Source organism: Mesorhizobium sp. M1307 (genome assembly GCF_040318155.1).
Taxonomy (GTDB): domain Bacteria; phylum Pseudomonadota; class Alphaproteobacteria; order Rhizobiales; family Rhizobiaceae; genus Mesorhizobium.
This window is the reverse complement of sequence record NZ_JAMYLR010000005.1, coordinates 1-14,221: the sequence shown is the minus strand read 5'-3', so window position 1 is coordinate 14,221 and position 14,221 is coordinate 1. Positions and strand designations below refer to the sequence as shown.

The 14,221-nt window shown below is 63.8% G+C and carries 10 protein-coding genes and 1 pseudogene; 6 read left to right on the top strand and 5 right to left on the bottom strand.

What is annotated here, in order from left to right; all coding sequences use genetic code 11:
• Nucleotides 1–32 precede the first annotated feature (32 nt).
• The 3 genes from NKH16_RS08465 to NKH16_RS08455 form a co-directional block, all read right to left on the bottom strand.
• Nucleotides 33–737 carry a DUF4760 domain-containing protein gene (locus NKH16_RS08465; RefSeq protein WP_352456781.1) on the bottom strand — a complete coding sequence of 235 codons (705 nt, stop codon included), beginning with the start codon at nucleotides 735–737 and terminating at the stop codon, nucleotides 33–35.
• Nucleotides 734–1,114, bottom strand: a complete 381-nt coding sequence (locus tag NKH16_RS08460) for a hypothetical protein (RefSeq protein ID WP_352746435.1) — start codon at nucleotides 1,112–1,114, stop codon at nucleotides 734–736. The genes NKH16_RS08465 and NKH16_RS08460 overlap by 4 nt, the downstream gene beginning before the upstream one ends.
• A 102-nt stretch (nucleotides 1,115–1,216) precedes the next feature.
• Nucleotides 1,217–3,418 (bottom strand): caspase family protein, encoded by a 2,202-nt coding sequence (locus NKH16_RS08455; protein ID WP_352899051.1) that lies wholly within the window; start codon nucleotides 3,416–3,418, stop codon nucleotides 1,217–1,219.
• Nucleotides 3,419–3,629: 211 nt separating this feature from the next.
• Here NKH16_RS08455 and NKH16_RS08450 point away from each other — a divergent pair, with 211 nt between their 5' ends.
• Nucleotides 3,630–4,034 carry a Fur family transcriptional regulator gene (locus NKH16_RS08450; RefSeq protein ID WP_023675234.1) on the top strand — a complete coding sequence of 135 codons (405 nt, stop codon included), beginning with the start codon at nucleotides 3,630–3,632 and terminating at the stop codon, nucleotides 4,032–4,034.
• Between the two features lie 317 nt (nucleotides 4,035–4,351).
• Here the strand turns inward: NKH16_RS08450 and polA are convergent, their stop codons facing one another.
• Nucleotides 4,352–7,300 carry a DNA polymerase I gene (gene polA, locus NKH16_RS08445; RefSeq protein WP_352448350.1) on the bottom strand — a complete coding sequence of 983 codons (2,949 nt, stop codon included), beginning with the start codon at nucleotides 7,298–7,300 and terminating at the stop codon, nucleotides 4,352–4,354.
• Between the two features lie 444 nt (nucleotides 7,301–7,744).
• On the opposite strand from polA, the gene NKH16_RS08440 reads away from it, so the two are divergent.
• The 5 genes from NKH16_RS08440 to NKH16_RS08420 all read left to right on the top strand — a co-directional run bounded on the left by NKH16_RS08440 (nucleotide 7,745) and on the right by NKH16_RS08420 (nucleotide 13,666).
• The gene (locus NKH16_RS08440) at nucleotides 7,745–9,130 is read left to right on the top strand and encodes a M20/M25/M40 family metallo-hydrolase (protein ID WP_352749828.1); all 1,386 of its coding nucleotides are present in this window, start codon (nucleotides 7,745–7,747) and stop codon (nucleotides 9,128–9,130) included.
• Nucleotides 9,131–9,233: 103 nt separating this feature from the next.
• Complete coding sequence (locus tag NKH16_RS08435; protein ID WP_023675237.1) at nucleotides 9,234–9,854, top strand: ribonuclease D; 621 nt, start codon at nucleotides 9,234–9,236, stop codon at nucleotides 9,852–9,854.
• Nucleotides 9,855–10,056: 202 nt separating this feature from the next.
• On the top strand, nucleotides 10,057–10,308 hold the full coding sequence (locus NKH16_RS08430) for a hypothetical protein (protein ID WP_352749827.1): 252 nt from the start codon (nucleotides 10,057–10,059) through the stop codon (nucleotides 10,306–10,308).
• A 291-nt stretch (nucleotides 10,309–10,599) separates the two neighbouring features.
• Nucleotides 10,600–12,852: a PBP1A family penicillin-binding protein gene (locus tag NKH16_RS08425; protein ID WP_352749825.1), complete on the top strand. Its 2,253-nt coding sequence runs from the start codon at nucleotides 10,600–10,602 to the stop codon at nucleotides 12,850–12,852.
• Nucleotides 12,853–12,913: 61 nt separating this feature from the next.
• Nucleotides 12,914–13,666, top strand: coding sequence for an SDR family NAD(P)-dependent oxidoreductase (locus NKH16_RS08420; RefSeq protein WP_023675240.1), 753 nt, complete (start codon nucleotides 12,914–12,916; stop codon nucleotides 13,664–13,666).
• A 248-nt stretch (nucleotides 13,667–13,914) separates the two neighbouring features.
• On the opposite strand, the pseudogene NKH16_RS08415 reads toward NKH16_RS08420, so the two are convergent.
• A pseudogene (locus tag NKH16_RS08415) lies at nucleotides 13,915–14,221 on the bottom strand (transposase); the annotation flags it as partial.

Here is a 14,221-nt window from a genome sequence, read left to right as displayed (position 1 = left end):
ATTTCCGTCGCCGGCTTTCGCACTTTCGGGAATTATCTGGACTGGGCCGAGGGTGGCGCCTGGCGCACATAGTTCTCGATCGGCTGGGCGAAGGTCGGTGAACCGGCCTTGCGCTCCTTGTCGATATAGCCGGCAAAATAGCTCCAGAAGGAAGCGGCATAGTCGCGGAAATAGGAGTCGGCGACGTCGCGCGAGCACAGCCTGCCTTCGACGCAGAAGGAAAGGCGGTTGAGGAAATAGACGATGCGGTCGAAATTGTCGCTGAACTCGGCAAGCGGCATGTCGCCGCCGGTTGCGCTCATCGCTTCGATGCCGATGCGCTGTCTGAACACCTGTTCCTCGGTCGGCGTCGGATTGGCACTGAGCAGATTGCCGTATTTGGCGTTGAGCGCCGCCAGGCGTTGCTTGAGGGCCCGTTGCGCCTGCTGGTAATCCTTGCTTTCCCAGAGCTCGACCAGCGACATCGTTTGCTCGACGCGCTTCTGCTCCTGGTTCGCCAGGAACTGGTAGACCGAAAAGATCAAGGTGAAGATGATCGCCAGGCGCACCAGCAATCCGGACCAGGCATAGACGAGCATGCGCCAGTCGCGATCGGTGAACGGGTTCGCCTCCTTCTTGACCTCGTGATTGCTCACCCACGGCAGGCCTTCGACGGTTTCCGGCAGCGACACCGGCTTCTTTTGCGGTACCGGCGCCGTCACTGCCTGCTGCGTTGCGTTGCCCCCCGCTTTCGTCATCCGCAGCTGTCCAGTTCTATGGTGGCGGAGGGGTCGAGCACGATGCCCGGCGCCTCCAGCTTCTTCTTCAGGCAATCCAGCTGCGCCCGCGAAACGATGAACTGCACGTTAGGCGCCACCTGCGCCTTGCCCGGCGACGGCAACGGCTCGACCACGCCGCGCGAGGCGCAGCTGCTGAGATCGACGACAACGGCGGTGTTGCCGGTTTTGGCGATCTGGTCGTACTGGTCGAGAAAGCAACTCGCCAGTTCGGAATTGATGACGACCTCCTTGGCGCAGAGGCCGCAAGTCTCGTCCGCCGAAGCATTCGCGGCCAGCAACAGCCCGGCGACAAGGCCGGCGGTTGTTGCGCGCCACGAAAATACGATCCTGTTCACGAACGCCCTCATCCGTTCCGTTCGGCCGCCGACAGCGGCGGTCGAAGAATGTTCATTATCAGCCGATTAGGCAAGAGGCCCGGCCGGGCACCTGACCCCATCTCAGGCGCGCGGCACCGTCTCCATCGGGAAGATCATCACGGCGCCCTTCGACCCCTTGTCGTCGGTGAGCCGCATGGCCGACCGCGTCGCCGGCGCCATGCCGATATCAGCCAGCATATCGACGAAGCTTGGCTGTCCCAGTCCGCGCGTCACCGAGACAACCCCCTCTTGCGCCAGGAAGCTCAGATCCTGCTTCTCGCTCTGCGGCGGCGCCTCGGTCAGGACGGCGATCATCCGCTCCATGCCGAAGCTGGTATCGGTGAATTTGAACAGGCCTTCCTCGAGCACGGCGCCTTCGGTCAGGCGCTCGGCAAGAAAATGCTGGATGGAATAGTCGGAGCCGACGTAGAGCACGTTGATGTCGACCAGGTTGGTCGAACCGTTCCTGGCCAGCACGTGGACCTGATCGTCGGGCGAAACACGCGGCACCGTCGCCGGTTCGATCGGCTGCAGCGTGTCGCTGTCAAAACGCTTGATCCGGAACTCGACGCTGACCTCTTCCGGCCGATAATCGGAAGCGGCGGCCAGCCTCGACAGTCCGATGGCGCGGAAGATTTTCGTCAGATTCCCTGCGGCGGCCTCGATCAACTTTTCGCCGCCGTCCGGATGAATGACGATCAACGGCGGCTTGCTGCCGCCCTTGAGCGCCATGTCGCCCGAAGCCGGCAGGAACCACAGCGCCGGCGCGTCGGTGGCATCTTCTGCGGCGCCGGCAATGGCGTTCTCGCGCAGCACTGCGAGACGCAGATCTGCGCTCTTGCCCGGCTCGACCAGCGCGATGTGGAACCCTGAGTTCTCCCTGGCCGCCAGATCGTCGAGAACCGAGTTCGCCAGCGCGGCCTCTTTCTCGAGGCCTTTGGCCGCTGCCGGCCGCGCGACCACGAGCTTGTAGTCGACGGCGAGCTCGGCCAGCCGGGCATAGGCATTGGCGGGGATGTCGGCCAGCTTGAGCGCCGGCTTGCCGCCGAACTCGACCGGCTTGACCCGGCTTTCCAGGTTTTTCGCCGACTGCACCTGGAGATAGCCAAGCGCGTCGGACAGCGGCGACAGCGCCGACGGCAATATTGCGAGCCTGCTGCCTGCGGTGAGGCGATGCAGCAGTCCGGCGCCGATCGTGACTTTGTCGTTCTCGATGACGATCGGCCATTGCATGACCGCGTCTGTCTTGTCGGTGCCGAAGACGCGTGCGTCGAGTTCTCCCTCGAACAGCGGCGTTGGCCGGGTGCGGCCGTCCGCCGAATATTGCTGCAGCACGGCCTGGCCGAGCTGGCGATAGGTGATGTTGGGGTTCTCGGCCAGTTTCGACAGGATGGTGAAGGTGAACAGCCCGAAACGCGGTGCATCGGCCGTGCCCTTGGGCAGCGGCATCTCGGGCGTCGTCTCCACCGTCTGCGCCGCGTAGAAGGCGACCAATTTGCCCTTGGTGGTCGGCTCGGCGCCGGTCGGCGTCAGCTTGAAGGCCGGCTTGCGCTGGCCGTCCTCGTCAAAGCCGCGCGGCGCGGCCGACGCAATCTCGTCATAGGCTCTCACCGCAGCCGCCCTGGCAGCGTCGTCGCCGCCGACCAGATCGGCGAACTCGACCTTGCGTTCCAGCTCGTCGTCGACCTCGGCGGCGCGCGTCGCCGTGCCGGACTGGCAGCAGTCGAACACGGCCCAGATAAAGGCGCCCTTGTCGCGAATAGCGTCGAGCGCGGTGCCGATCTCGTTGTCGACCAGCGCATTGGGCACGCCCTTTTCGCGGTTCACCCATTTGTCGATGTCGGACGGCAAGAAAATCTCGTCGAGCCCGTCCGTCTCGTCGCCCTTGTTCGCTGCCGGCTGCTGCGCGCCGTGACCGGACAAATGCAGGTAGACGAAATCGTCGCGCTGGACCTTGGCGGCAAGGTCGGCGAGTGCTGCCTTGATCGCCGCATGTGTCGGCGGTCCGTTGGCGCCTTCGACATCCTTGGCGAGCAACGTGACGTTTTCGGCCAGGAATTTTACCGGCGCGGGCGTGTTCCCCAGGAGGTAATCGCGCACCAGGCCGGCATCGTTTTTCGGTCCGATCAGCCAGTTTTTCTTCGGCAGGTTCGGGTAATCGGTGCAGGCAACAAGCAGCGCATGGTAGGTGCGCGCCGCTGCGAATGCCCGAAACGGCACCAGGCCGGCAGCGGCCAGCGCGGACGTGCCGGCAAGCAGCGTCCGCCGCGTCACTTTGATCATGATTGCTTCCCCAAGCCCGATCGAATTTCCAAGCACGGCCAGCCTGGCCGAGGATTTTGTCAGTATTTTGAATATGGCGCCGCCGGCCAGCCGACCACCGGCTGCGAATAGAAACAGTAGCAAAAATGGCAGTTCGTCGCTATCTCAGGGGAAGAGGTCCGACTGCTTGCGAAATGGCAGCGATCGGCACGGAGCGGCTTGGAACAGGATCATGGCGGCAAGGGATGTACTGACGAAGAACCAGCTTTGCGTTCTCGAGAAGCTCGAGGCCGCCAGCGGCCCGCTCAGCGCCTATACGTTGCTCGACCAACTGCGCGAGCGCGGTTTTCGCGCGCCGCTGCAGGTCTACCGGGCGCTCGACACGCTGGTGAAATCCGGCTTCGTGCATAGGCTCGAAAGCCTCAATTCCTTCGTCGCCTGTGCCGAGCCGCACGACCACAGCCATTCGATGACGGCGTTTGCCATCTGCGACACCTGCGGCCAGGTGACCGAGTTCTCCGACCACGATGTCGGACACCGGCTCGACGAATGGGTACGCTCGACCGGCTTCGCCGCCAAGAAGGCGGTGATCGAGTTTCGTGGGACATGTGCGAAGTGTTTGGCCGAGGCGGCTTGAGGGGCCTGCCAATGGTTCCGCTGCGGGGCTTGAACTATCGCAATCTTTTGAGATTGGCTGATACCCACCAAGCTTCGTCATCCCAGGGCGGAGCAGGAGCGAAGCGACGTCGCGGAGACCCTGGGATCCATGCCGTTACATCAGCCGAAGAATGTAGCGGCTCAGAATGAAGCGCTCTATAGCGATCCTTCACACCTTCCTTGTCCAGCCTGCATCAAAAGTTCTGCACCGCAGCAACACTCTGATGTCACGGCATGGATCCTAGGGTCTGCGCTTCGCTTCGCGTTCGCTCCGCCCTAGGATGACGAAGCACGGCCCTAATGCGCCTCTTCCCAGTTGTTGGCGGCGCGGGCGTCGACGTGCAGCGGCACCGACATCGACACCGCCGGCATGGCGGCGTTCTCCATGACGTGGCAGACGACCGGGATCGTCGCCTCGACCTCGGCTTCGACCGTCTCGAAGACCAGTTCGTCATGCACCTGCAGCAGCATGCGGGCGGAAAGCCTGGCTTTTTCCAGCGCCTCGTCCATACGGATCATGGCGCGGCGGATGATGTCGGCGGCGGTGCCCTGCAGGCGTGCGTTGATCGAGGCGCGCTCGTTGAACGCCCGGACCGAAGGATTTGACGATCTGATTTCCGGATAGTGGATGCGGCGGCCGAAAATGGTCTCGACGAAGCCGTGCTCGCGGGCATAGGCCTTGGTCGCATCGATATAGTCGCGGATGCCGGGAAAGCGCTCGAAATATTTCTTGATGTAGTCGCCGGCTTCCTCGCGCGCGATCGACAGCTGGTTGGCGAGGCCAAAGGCCGAAATGCCGTAGATGATGCCGAAATTGATCGCCTTGGCACGGCGGCGCACTTCCGAAGGCATGCCCTCGACCGGCACGTTGAACATTTCAGACGCGGTGATGGCGTGGATGTCGGCGCCATCGGCGAAGGCCTGTTTGAGCTGCGGGATTTCGGCGACGTGGGCGAGCACGCGCAATTCGATCTGGCTGTAGTCGGCGGAAACCAGCTTGTTGCCCTTGTCCGCGATGAAGGCCGTCCTGATCTTTCGACCCTCGACGGTGCGCACCGGAATGTTCTGCAGATTGGGATCCGAGGACGACAGCCGCCCGGTCGTCGTCGCGGCAAGCGCGTAGGAGGTGTGGACGCGCTTGGTGTCGGGATGGATGAAGCCGGGCAGCGCATCGGTATAGGTCGATTTCAGCTTGGTCAGCTGGCGCCAGTCGACGATCTTGCGCGGCAATTCGTGGCCTTCGGCGGCGAGGTCTTCGAGAAGCTGCGCCGAGGTCGACCACTGGCCGGTCTTGGTTTTTGAACCGCCGGGCAGACCCATCCTGCCGAACAGGATGTCGCCGAGCTGTTTTGGCGAGCCGATGTTGATGCGTTCGCCGACCAGCTGGTAGATTTCGTCCTCAAGCCGTGCGGCACCCTGTGCCAGTTCGCCGGAGAGCCGCGACAGGATCTGCCGGTCGACGGAGATGCCGCGCTGTTCCATCCGCGCCAATACCGGCACCAGCGGCCGTTCCAGCCGTTCATAGACCGAGACCAGGCCCTTGGCGGCAAGCCGTGGCTTCAGCACCTGCCAGAGCCTGAGCGCGACGTCGGCGTGCTCGGCGCCGTAAGCCGTCGCCTTGCCGAGGTCGGCCTGATCGAGGCCGACGAAGCTTCTTCCCGAACCGGCCAGTTCCTTCAGCGGAATGGTCGCGTGGCCGAGCCATTTATCGGCCAGCGCCTCCAGGCCATGGCCACCGTGGGTGCCGGCCTCGAGCACGTAGGAGATCAGCATGGTGTCGTCATAGGGGCCGACCTCGATGCCGTGACGGCTCATGACGACAAGGCGGTATTTCATGTCGTGCACGATCTTGAGGACGGATTTGTCCTCGAGCAGCGGCTTGAGCAACGCCAGCGCGTCGCGGACCGGGACCTGGTTTTCGACCGCGCCGCCGCCGAGCAGGTCGCCATTGCCGTTTTTGTGGGCAAGCGGCACGTAGGCGGCGTGGCCAGGCGCGACGGCCATGGCAAGGCCGATCAGTTCTGCCCGCATCGGATCGGGCGAGGACGTCTTAACGTCGAAGGCGACAATGCCTCTCTCCATCGCCTCGGCGATCCAGGCCTTCAGCGTCGCGGCGTCGCGGATGCAGGCGTAGGCGCCGGTGTCGATCTTGCGGGCGGTGGCAGCCTCCAGGCGAAGCGCCGAAAGCAGGGATGGGGTGTCGCCTTGCTTGGCTGCGGCCGGAGCTTCGAGTGCCGCTTCGTCCGACGGCGGTGCGCTCTCGGCGGCCGCGGGCACGCCAAAACCCATATCGGGGCCATGCGCGGTATCGGCACGCTCTATGGTGACGGGGGTGGCTGGAACGTCGCCGGCGTCGGTTCCGGTCGCTTCGGCCACGCGGCGGGTCAGCGTCGAGAATTCCATGGTCTTGAGGAAGCCGATCAGCCTGGGGCCGTCCGGCGCATGCAATACGAATTCGTCAAGCCCTTCGGTCACCGGCACGTCGTTCTTCAGCCTCACCAGGTCACGCGAAATGCGTGCCTTGTCGGCATTGGCGATGATCGATTCGCGCCGCTTGTCCTGCTTGATCTCGCCGGCGCGGGCGAGCAGCGTGTCGAGGTCGCCGAACTGTTCGAGCAATTGCGCTGCCGTCTTCGGCCCGATGCCGGGCACGCCCGGCACATTGTCGACCGAATCGCCGGTCAGCGCCTGCAGGTCGATCATTTTCTGTGGCGGCACGCCCCATTTCTCGATCACCTCGGGAACGCCGATCTGGCGGTCCTTCATCGGGTCGTACATGGCAACCGTTGGGCCGACCAGTTGCATCAAGTCCTTGTCGGAAGAGATGATGGTGGTGTCGGCGCCGGCTTCGCAGGCAAGCCGGCAATAGGTGGCGATCAAATCGTCGGCCTCGTAGCCTTCCGTCTCAAGGCATGGCAGGTTGAAGGCCCTGGTCGCCTGGCGGATCAGGCCGAATTGCGGGATCAAATCTTCCGGCGGCGCCGAGCGGTTGGCTTTGTATTCGGGGTAGAGGTCGTTGCGGAAGGTCTTCGACGAATAGTCGAAAATCACGGCGAAATGCGTCGGCACGATGCCGACATCGGTGTTGCGGGCGTCCTGCGTCAGCTTCCAGACCATGTTGCAGAAGCCGAGCACGGCACTGGTCGGCAGCCCGTCGGACTTGCGGGACAGCGGCGGCAGCGCGTGATAGGCACGGAAGATGTAGCCGGAGCCGTCGACAAGGAAGAGATGATCGCCTTTTTTCATGGCACGAGGGAATAGCGCGGCGCAGCGCCGCGGTCCATGCCAAAGGCGGCTTGCGCCAAGGGTTCCGGCAACACCCTGACAAATGGCGTGCGAGCCTGGCCGGCCATGGCGGCCTGGCCGGAGCTTTGTTCGCTCACGCCTATGTTACAAAAGTGTAATTTTTGTGCCCTTGAATCGCCACGTTCGCAGACACAGATAAACGCCATCGGCAGTTTTCGCCGAAGTCCGGAGCAAGGCCCGTCCCCCGCCTATCCCGGACACTTGCGGCAGCCTATCCCCCCTCTCCGGGCTGCCGCATCGTTTCGAGTAAAGGCCGCCGTGGTTCCCCTCCACCACGGCGGCATTTTTTTGCCTTTGGACAGGAAGCTGTGGCCCAACGGTCGCGGGCTTTCCGTTTCGCCGCATGGGCTCTAGATTCGCCGCCAGAATCGAAAGGCCCGCCAGATGTCCGCAGTTTCCCCCGTCCTCGACCGCCTCGACAAGAACTTCGACCAGAGCCTGGAACGCCTGTTCGGCCTGCTCGCCATCAAGTCGATCTCCACCGATCCCGACTACGCCGCCGACTGCCGCAAGGCCGCCGAATGGCTGGTCGCCGAGCTCAAGCTGATCGGCTTCGACGCCAGCGTGCGCGACACGCCGGGGCATCCGATGGTGGTCGCGCATCACGACGGGCCGGCGGGCGCGCCGCATCTGCTGTTTTACGGCCATTACGACGTCCAGCCGGTCGATCCGATCGAGCTGTGGGAAAGCGACCCGTTCGCGCCGGCGGTCAAGGAGATCGAGCCCGGCCACAAGGTGATCACCGGCCGCGGCGCGGCCGACGACAAGGGCCAGCTGATGACCTTCGTCGAGGCCTGCCGCGCGTGGAAGCAGGTGCATGGCGGATTGCCGTGCCGAATCACAATCCTGTTCGAGGGCGAGGAGGAGTCCGGATCGCCGTCGCTGAAGCCGTTTCTCGAGGCGAATGCTGACGAGCTCAAGGCCGATTTCGCGCTGGTCTGCGACACCGGCATGTGGGACCGCGATACGCCGTCGATCTGCGTCTCGCTGCGCGGGCTGGTCGGCGAGGAGATCACGGTGACTGCCGCCGACCGCGACCTGCATTCCGGGCTCTATGGCGGTGCGGCCGCCAATCCGATCCGCATCCTGGCAAAGATCCTGGCCGACATCCACGATGCGGATGGTCACGTCACCATTCCAGGTTTTTATGACGGCGTCGAGGAAACGCCGTCGCAGATATTGCAGTCGTGGCTGTCGCTCGGCGAGACGGCAGAGACCTTCCTCGGCCCGATCGGCCTGTCGATCCCGTCCGGCGAAAAGGGCCGCTCGGTGCTCGAGCTCACCTGGGCGCGACCGACGGCCGAGTTCAACGGCATTATCGGCGGCTATACCGGTAAGGGCTTCAAGACGGTGATCGCCGCGCAAGCCTCGGCAAAAGTCTCCTTCCGCCTGGTCCACAAACAGGATCCGGAAAAAATCCGCGCCGCCTTCCAGGCATTCGTCAGGGAGCGCGTTCCGGCCGACTGCTCGGTCGAATTCCATCCGCATGGCGGCTCGCCGGCGATCCAGCTTTCCTACGACTCGCCCTTCCTCGCCAAGGCCAAGCAAGCGCTGTCCGACGAATGGCCGAAGCCGGCGGTGGTGACCGGCAGCGGCGGCTCGATCCCGGTGGTCGGCGATTTCCAGACCTATCTCGGCATGGAATCGCTGCTGGTCGGTTTCGGCCTCGACGACGACCGCATCCACTCGCCGAACGAGAAGTACGAGATGAGCTCCTTCCACAAGGGCCAGCGCTCCTGGGCGCGCATTCTCGAGGCGCTGACACGCTGAAATTGCGCCAGACTCAAGTTTTTGTTGATTTTTCGCCGGATCGCGGCAAGGACGGGCATGGTCTGTCGCGCATCGCTGCACGGGGCCGCGACCGGAGAAGACGATGAGCGACATACGTTTCCACAAAAACGATCTGCCCGGCCTGCTGCATTACGATGTCGGGGCGGTCGCCATCGACACCGAGACGCTGGGGCTGAACCCGCATCGCGACCGGCTCTGCGTCGTGCAGATCTCGCCGGGCGATGGCTCGGCCGACGTCATCCAGATCGCGCCCGGCCAGAAGAAGGCGCCGAACCTCGTCAGCCTGCTTAAGAACCGCAGCATCACCAAGCTGTTCCATTACGGCCGCTTCGATCTCGCCGTGCTCTACAACGCTTTCGGCGTCATGCCGGAGCCGGTGTTCTGCACCAAGATCGCGTCGCGGCTGACGCGCACCTACACCGACCGGCACGGGCTGAAGGACATCTGCTTCGAGCTTCTCGGCGTCGGCCTGTCGAAGGCGCAGCAATCATCGGACTGGGCCGCCGAGACGCTGTCGCCCGAGCAGCTCGAATATGCCGCCTCCGACGTGCTCTATTTGCACCGGCTGCGCGACGTGCTGAGCGCGCGTCTGGCGCGCGACAACCGGACCAGGGAGGCCGATGCCTGCTTCCGCTTCCTGCCGACGCGTGCGAAACTCGACCTGATGGGCTGGGATGAGGAGGATATCTTCGCCCACAGCTAATGGCCTTCATGATAATTCTACTCTGGCGGCCATCTGGCACAGTTTTCTCCGCTTCCGGTGCTCACGGACCCAAATGTCCGCTGCGCTCCGGTTCTCGAAAACCACGCCATATGTCTCGCCGGAGCGAATTCTCCTAAAGGCCATCGGCCAGGAACCAGACGCTTGTCCCGGCGTTCCGTTCGCTTCACCGGGAGAAATGAAAATGGCTGCCCGAAAATCAATCGAAACGGCACCGAAGGACGGCTCCAAGGTCACCGTCTACTGGCAGGACAGCGACGGCGTGATGAACGAGAGCATCGCGCAATACCGTTCGCTCGACCGGCTGAAGGCGGCAGGCGGCGACTGGGACGAAAGCGACGCTGGCTGGTGGGCCTATACGGACGGCCATACGCAAAGGAAGATCGAGCCGATCAGCTGGCGGCCGGCCTCCGACGATGCGGAAGCCGACGACTGAGGGTTGTCGCAACCGCCGAACTGAAGTGATTATTCTGAGGCAACGCGCATTTTGTTCTTGCTTTGTGCCGGCAGCTATGCTATTAATTTCGGTGTGGTGCTCATTGGCTCCAAGGACCCGCCCGCCGAGGCGGGTTTTTCATTTCCGGCTTTGGCGCTGTCGCGGGCCGCAGCCGTTCGGCAAGCGACTGAATACAGTTTACTTCGATTTTTCCCGACTTAACCCGCCTTTAAACCGCCGCATCTAGTCTTCAACCCCAACGCCATAGGCATGGGGAAGACAGCACAGCGCATGGCGAACCGGAAAGACAGCCGCATCGAGCCCAGCTTCGAGGCATCGCCGGCGGCGAGATCCTCGGCTGGTTTTTCGGTAAGCGAGGAGGACCGCGTCGTGCCGAGCAACCGAAAAGCCGCTGCAAAGCGCAAATCGTCCAAGGTCAAGCCGCCCCGCGGCGGGCGCGGCAAAAGCCGGCGCGGCGTCTTCGGCGTGCTTGCCCGGCTGTTCTACTGGTGCTTCGTGCTGGCCATCTGGGGCGGCATCGCCACTGCCGGCATCGTCGTCTATTACGGCGCGAAAATGCCGGCGGCCACCACCTGGGCCATTCCCGATCGCGCCCCCAACATCAAGATCGTCTCGGTCGACGGCCAGCTGCTTGGCAATCGCGGCATGAGCGGCGGCGAGGCCGTCGGCCTGCACGAAATGTCGCCCTATATTCCCGAGGCCGTCATCGCCATTGAAGACCGTCGTTTCTATTCGCATTTCGGCATCGACCCGATCGGCCTTTCCCGGGCCATGGTGACCAATGTGCTGGGCGGGCATTTTTCGCAGGGCGGCTCGACGCTGACCCAGCAGCTGGCCAAGAACCTGTTCCTGACGCCGGACCGCACGCTGGAACGCAAGGTGCAGGAAGTGCTCTTGGCGCTGTGGCTGGAGCACAAGCATACGAAGGACCAGATCCTCGAAATGTACCTCAACCGGGTTTATTTCGGCTCTGGGGCCTATGGTGTCGAAGCGGCCTCGCGCCGCTATTTCGGCAAGAGCGCGCGTGACGTCACGCTGTCGGAGGCCGCCCTTCTCGCCGGCCTGCTCAAGGCGCCGTCGCGGCTGTCGCCGGCGCGCGACCCGAAGGCGGCCGAGCAGCGCTCGCAGCTGGTGCTCGCCGCGATGCGCGACGAGGGCAAGATCAGCGCCAAGGAGATGACCACGGCGATGAGCGCGCCGGCGACGCGTTCGCCGTCCTACTGGACCGGCTCGGAAAACTATGTCGCCGATACGATCATGGAAGAACTGCCCGACCTGATCGGCGACGTGCGCCGCGATATCGTCGTCGACACGACCGTCGATCTGACGCTGCAGAAGCTCGCCGAGCAATCGATCCGCCGGCTGATCGACCAGAGCGGCAAAAAACTCAATGTCAGCCAGGGCGCGCTGGTGTCGATCGACAATTCCGGCGCGGTGCGCGCCATGGTCGGCGGTTACGACTATTCGACCAGCCAGTTCGACCGCGCCTCGGAGGCGCGCCGGCAGCCGGGCTCGGCGTTCAAGCCGTTCGTCTACATGGCGGCGCTGGAATCCGGCCGCACGCCCGACAGCGTGCGCAACGACGCGCCGATCAAGATCGGCAACTGGACGCCCGACAATTACGGCGGCAAATATTTCGGCAAGGTGACGCTGGCGACGGCGCTGGCAAAATCGCTGAACTCGGTTGCCGCGCAGCTGACCATGGAAGTCGGGCCGAATGCGGTGGTCGAGGCGGCGCACCGCATGGGCATCCAGTCCGAGCTGACGGCCAACACTTCGATTGCGCTCGGCACCTCGGAAGTGACGCCGCTGGAACTGACCTCGGCCTATGTTCCCTTTGCCAATGGCGGTTACAAGCCGGACATCCATTTCATCCGCAGGGTCACGACAAGCGACGGCAAGGTGCTCTACGAGAACAATGGCGGCGGCGCGCCGCGGGTCGTCAAGCCCGATGTCGTCGGCATGATGAACTCGATGATGACCGGCACGGTCGAGATCGGCACCGCCAGGAAGGCGGCGTTCGCCTGGCCGGCAGCCGGCAAGACCGGTACCAGCCAGAACTCGCGCGACGCGTGGTTCATCGGCTATACCGCCAATCTCACCACTGGCGTCTGGTTCGGCAATGACGACGGCAGCGCGATGAAGAAGGTCACCGGCGGCGCACTGCCGGCGCAGGCCTGGCATGAGTTCATGGTCGCCGCGCATGAGGGCGTGCCGGTGCGGCCGCTGCCCGGAACCTGGAAGTCGACGCCGCCCGACACCATCGTCCCGGACGACATACCGTCCGACACGCCGCCGCCGGCGCCGGTCGCTTCCGTTGGCCAATCGGCGCCGCCTGTGGCAGCTACCCAGCCGGCTTCGCGTCCCGTGCGTCCCGCCGAGACGGTCGATGCCGGCGGCCTGGCCATGCCGGGGGTCGACAGCGCCACCGGATCGATCAAGCACCCGGTGCCGCCCGGCAATGTCGGCGGCCCGGTCAAGAAGCGGCAGACGTCGATCCTGGACATCCTGACAGGCGGCTGAACAACAGGCCCCCTCGCCACCGCTGCCGCGTTCCGCTACATCTCCCGTTTGGAGACCGCGAATGGCAGAGACCGACACCAGAAAGACCATTGTGCTGACCGGCGCCAGCCGTGGCATCGGCCACGCCACGGTCAAGCGCTTTTCACGCGAAGGCTGGCGCGTCATCACCTGCTCGCGCCAGGCCTTTGCCGAGGACTGCCCGTGGCCGGCCGGCCCGGAAGACCACATCAAGGTCGACCTCGCCGACCAGGAGGATGTCGGCATCGCCATCTCCGAGATCCGCCACCGGCTGGAGGCGCATGGCGGGCAGCTGCATGCGCTGGTCAACAATGCCGGCATCTCGCCGAAGCTCAAGGACGGCAACAGCCGCATGAACTCTATCGACACGCCGATGCATGTCTGGCGCGATGTCTTCCAGGTGAATTTCTTCGCCCCGATCATGCTGGCGCGTGGCCTGTTCAAGGAATTGGCATCGGCCAAGGGCTCGATCGTCAACGTCACCTCGATCGCCGGCACCCGCGTGCATCCCTTCGCCGGCACCGCCTATGCGACATCGAAGGCGGCGCTCGGCTCGCTGACGCGCGAAATGGCGCATGATTTCGGCCCCCACGGCATTCGCGTCAACGCCATTGCGCCGGGCGAGATCGATACGGCGATCCTGTCGCCGGGCACGGAAAAAATCGTCGAGACGATCCCGCTGAGAAGATTGGGCACCACGGCAGAAGTCGCCGACATCATCTTCTTCCTGTGCTCGCAGCAGGCGTCCTATGTGACCGGCTCGGAAATCCACATAAATGGCGGCCAGCACGTTTGAGCGGCTGAGTTTTATCAATCGTCGGCGCTGCCCTGGGGGAGAGGTTGAGGGACGCGCTGCCGACCATACGCAAGTTCCCTGTTGAATGCAGATGATCGGCACTCATCCTTGAACCACGGGCTGGAGTCTCGGCGACCTTGAATGTCTATCAGCCACCCTCACGCGCAGCACCAAGGCGACAGGACTTATGTTTGAGTTTGGGTGCAGACGCGGGCGGAGCCGACCCAGCATTTGAATGGCGACTAGAGCAGGAAGAGCAGCCATGCGCCTCTGGCCCGGATCGCTGCCTCGGCGGCCGGGCTCTTGTGGGCAGCGAGATTGTCGAGGATGACGACATCGCCCTTTGCCAGCGTCGGAGCGAGCTGCGTTTCGACATAGGTTTCGAAGATGCGCCGGTTCATCGGCGTGTCGATAACAAAAGGGGCCGTGAGCCCATGACAGCGCAACCCGGCGATGAAGGTCTGCGTCTTCCAATGCCCGAACGGTGCCTTTGAGCGCAGCCGTTGGCCCTTTAGGCAGCGGCCGCGCAGACGTGTCATCTTCGTAGTGGTTCCG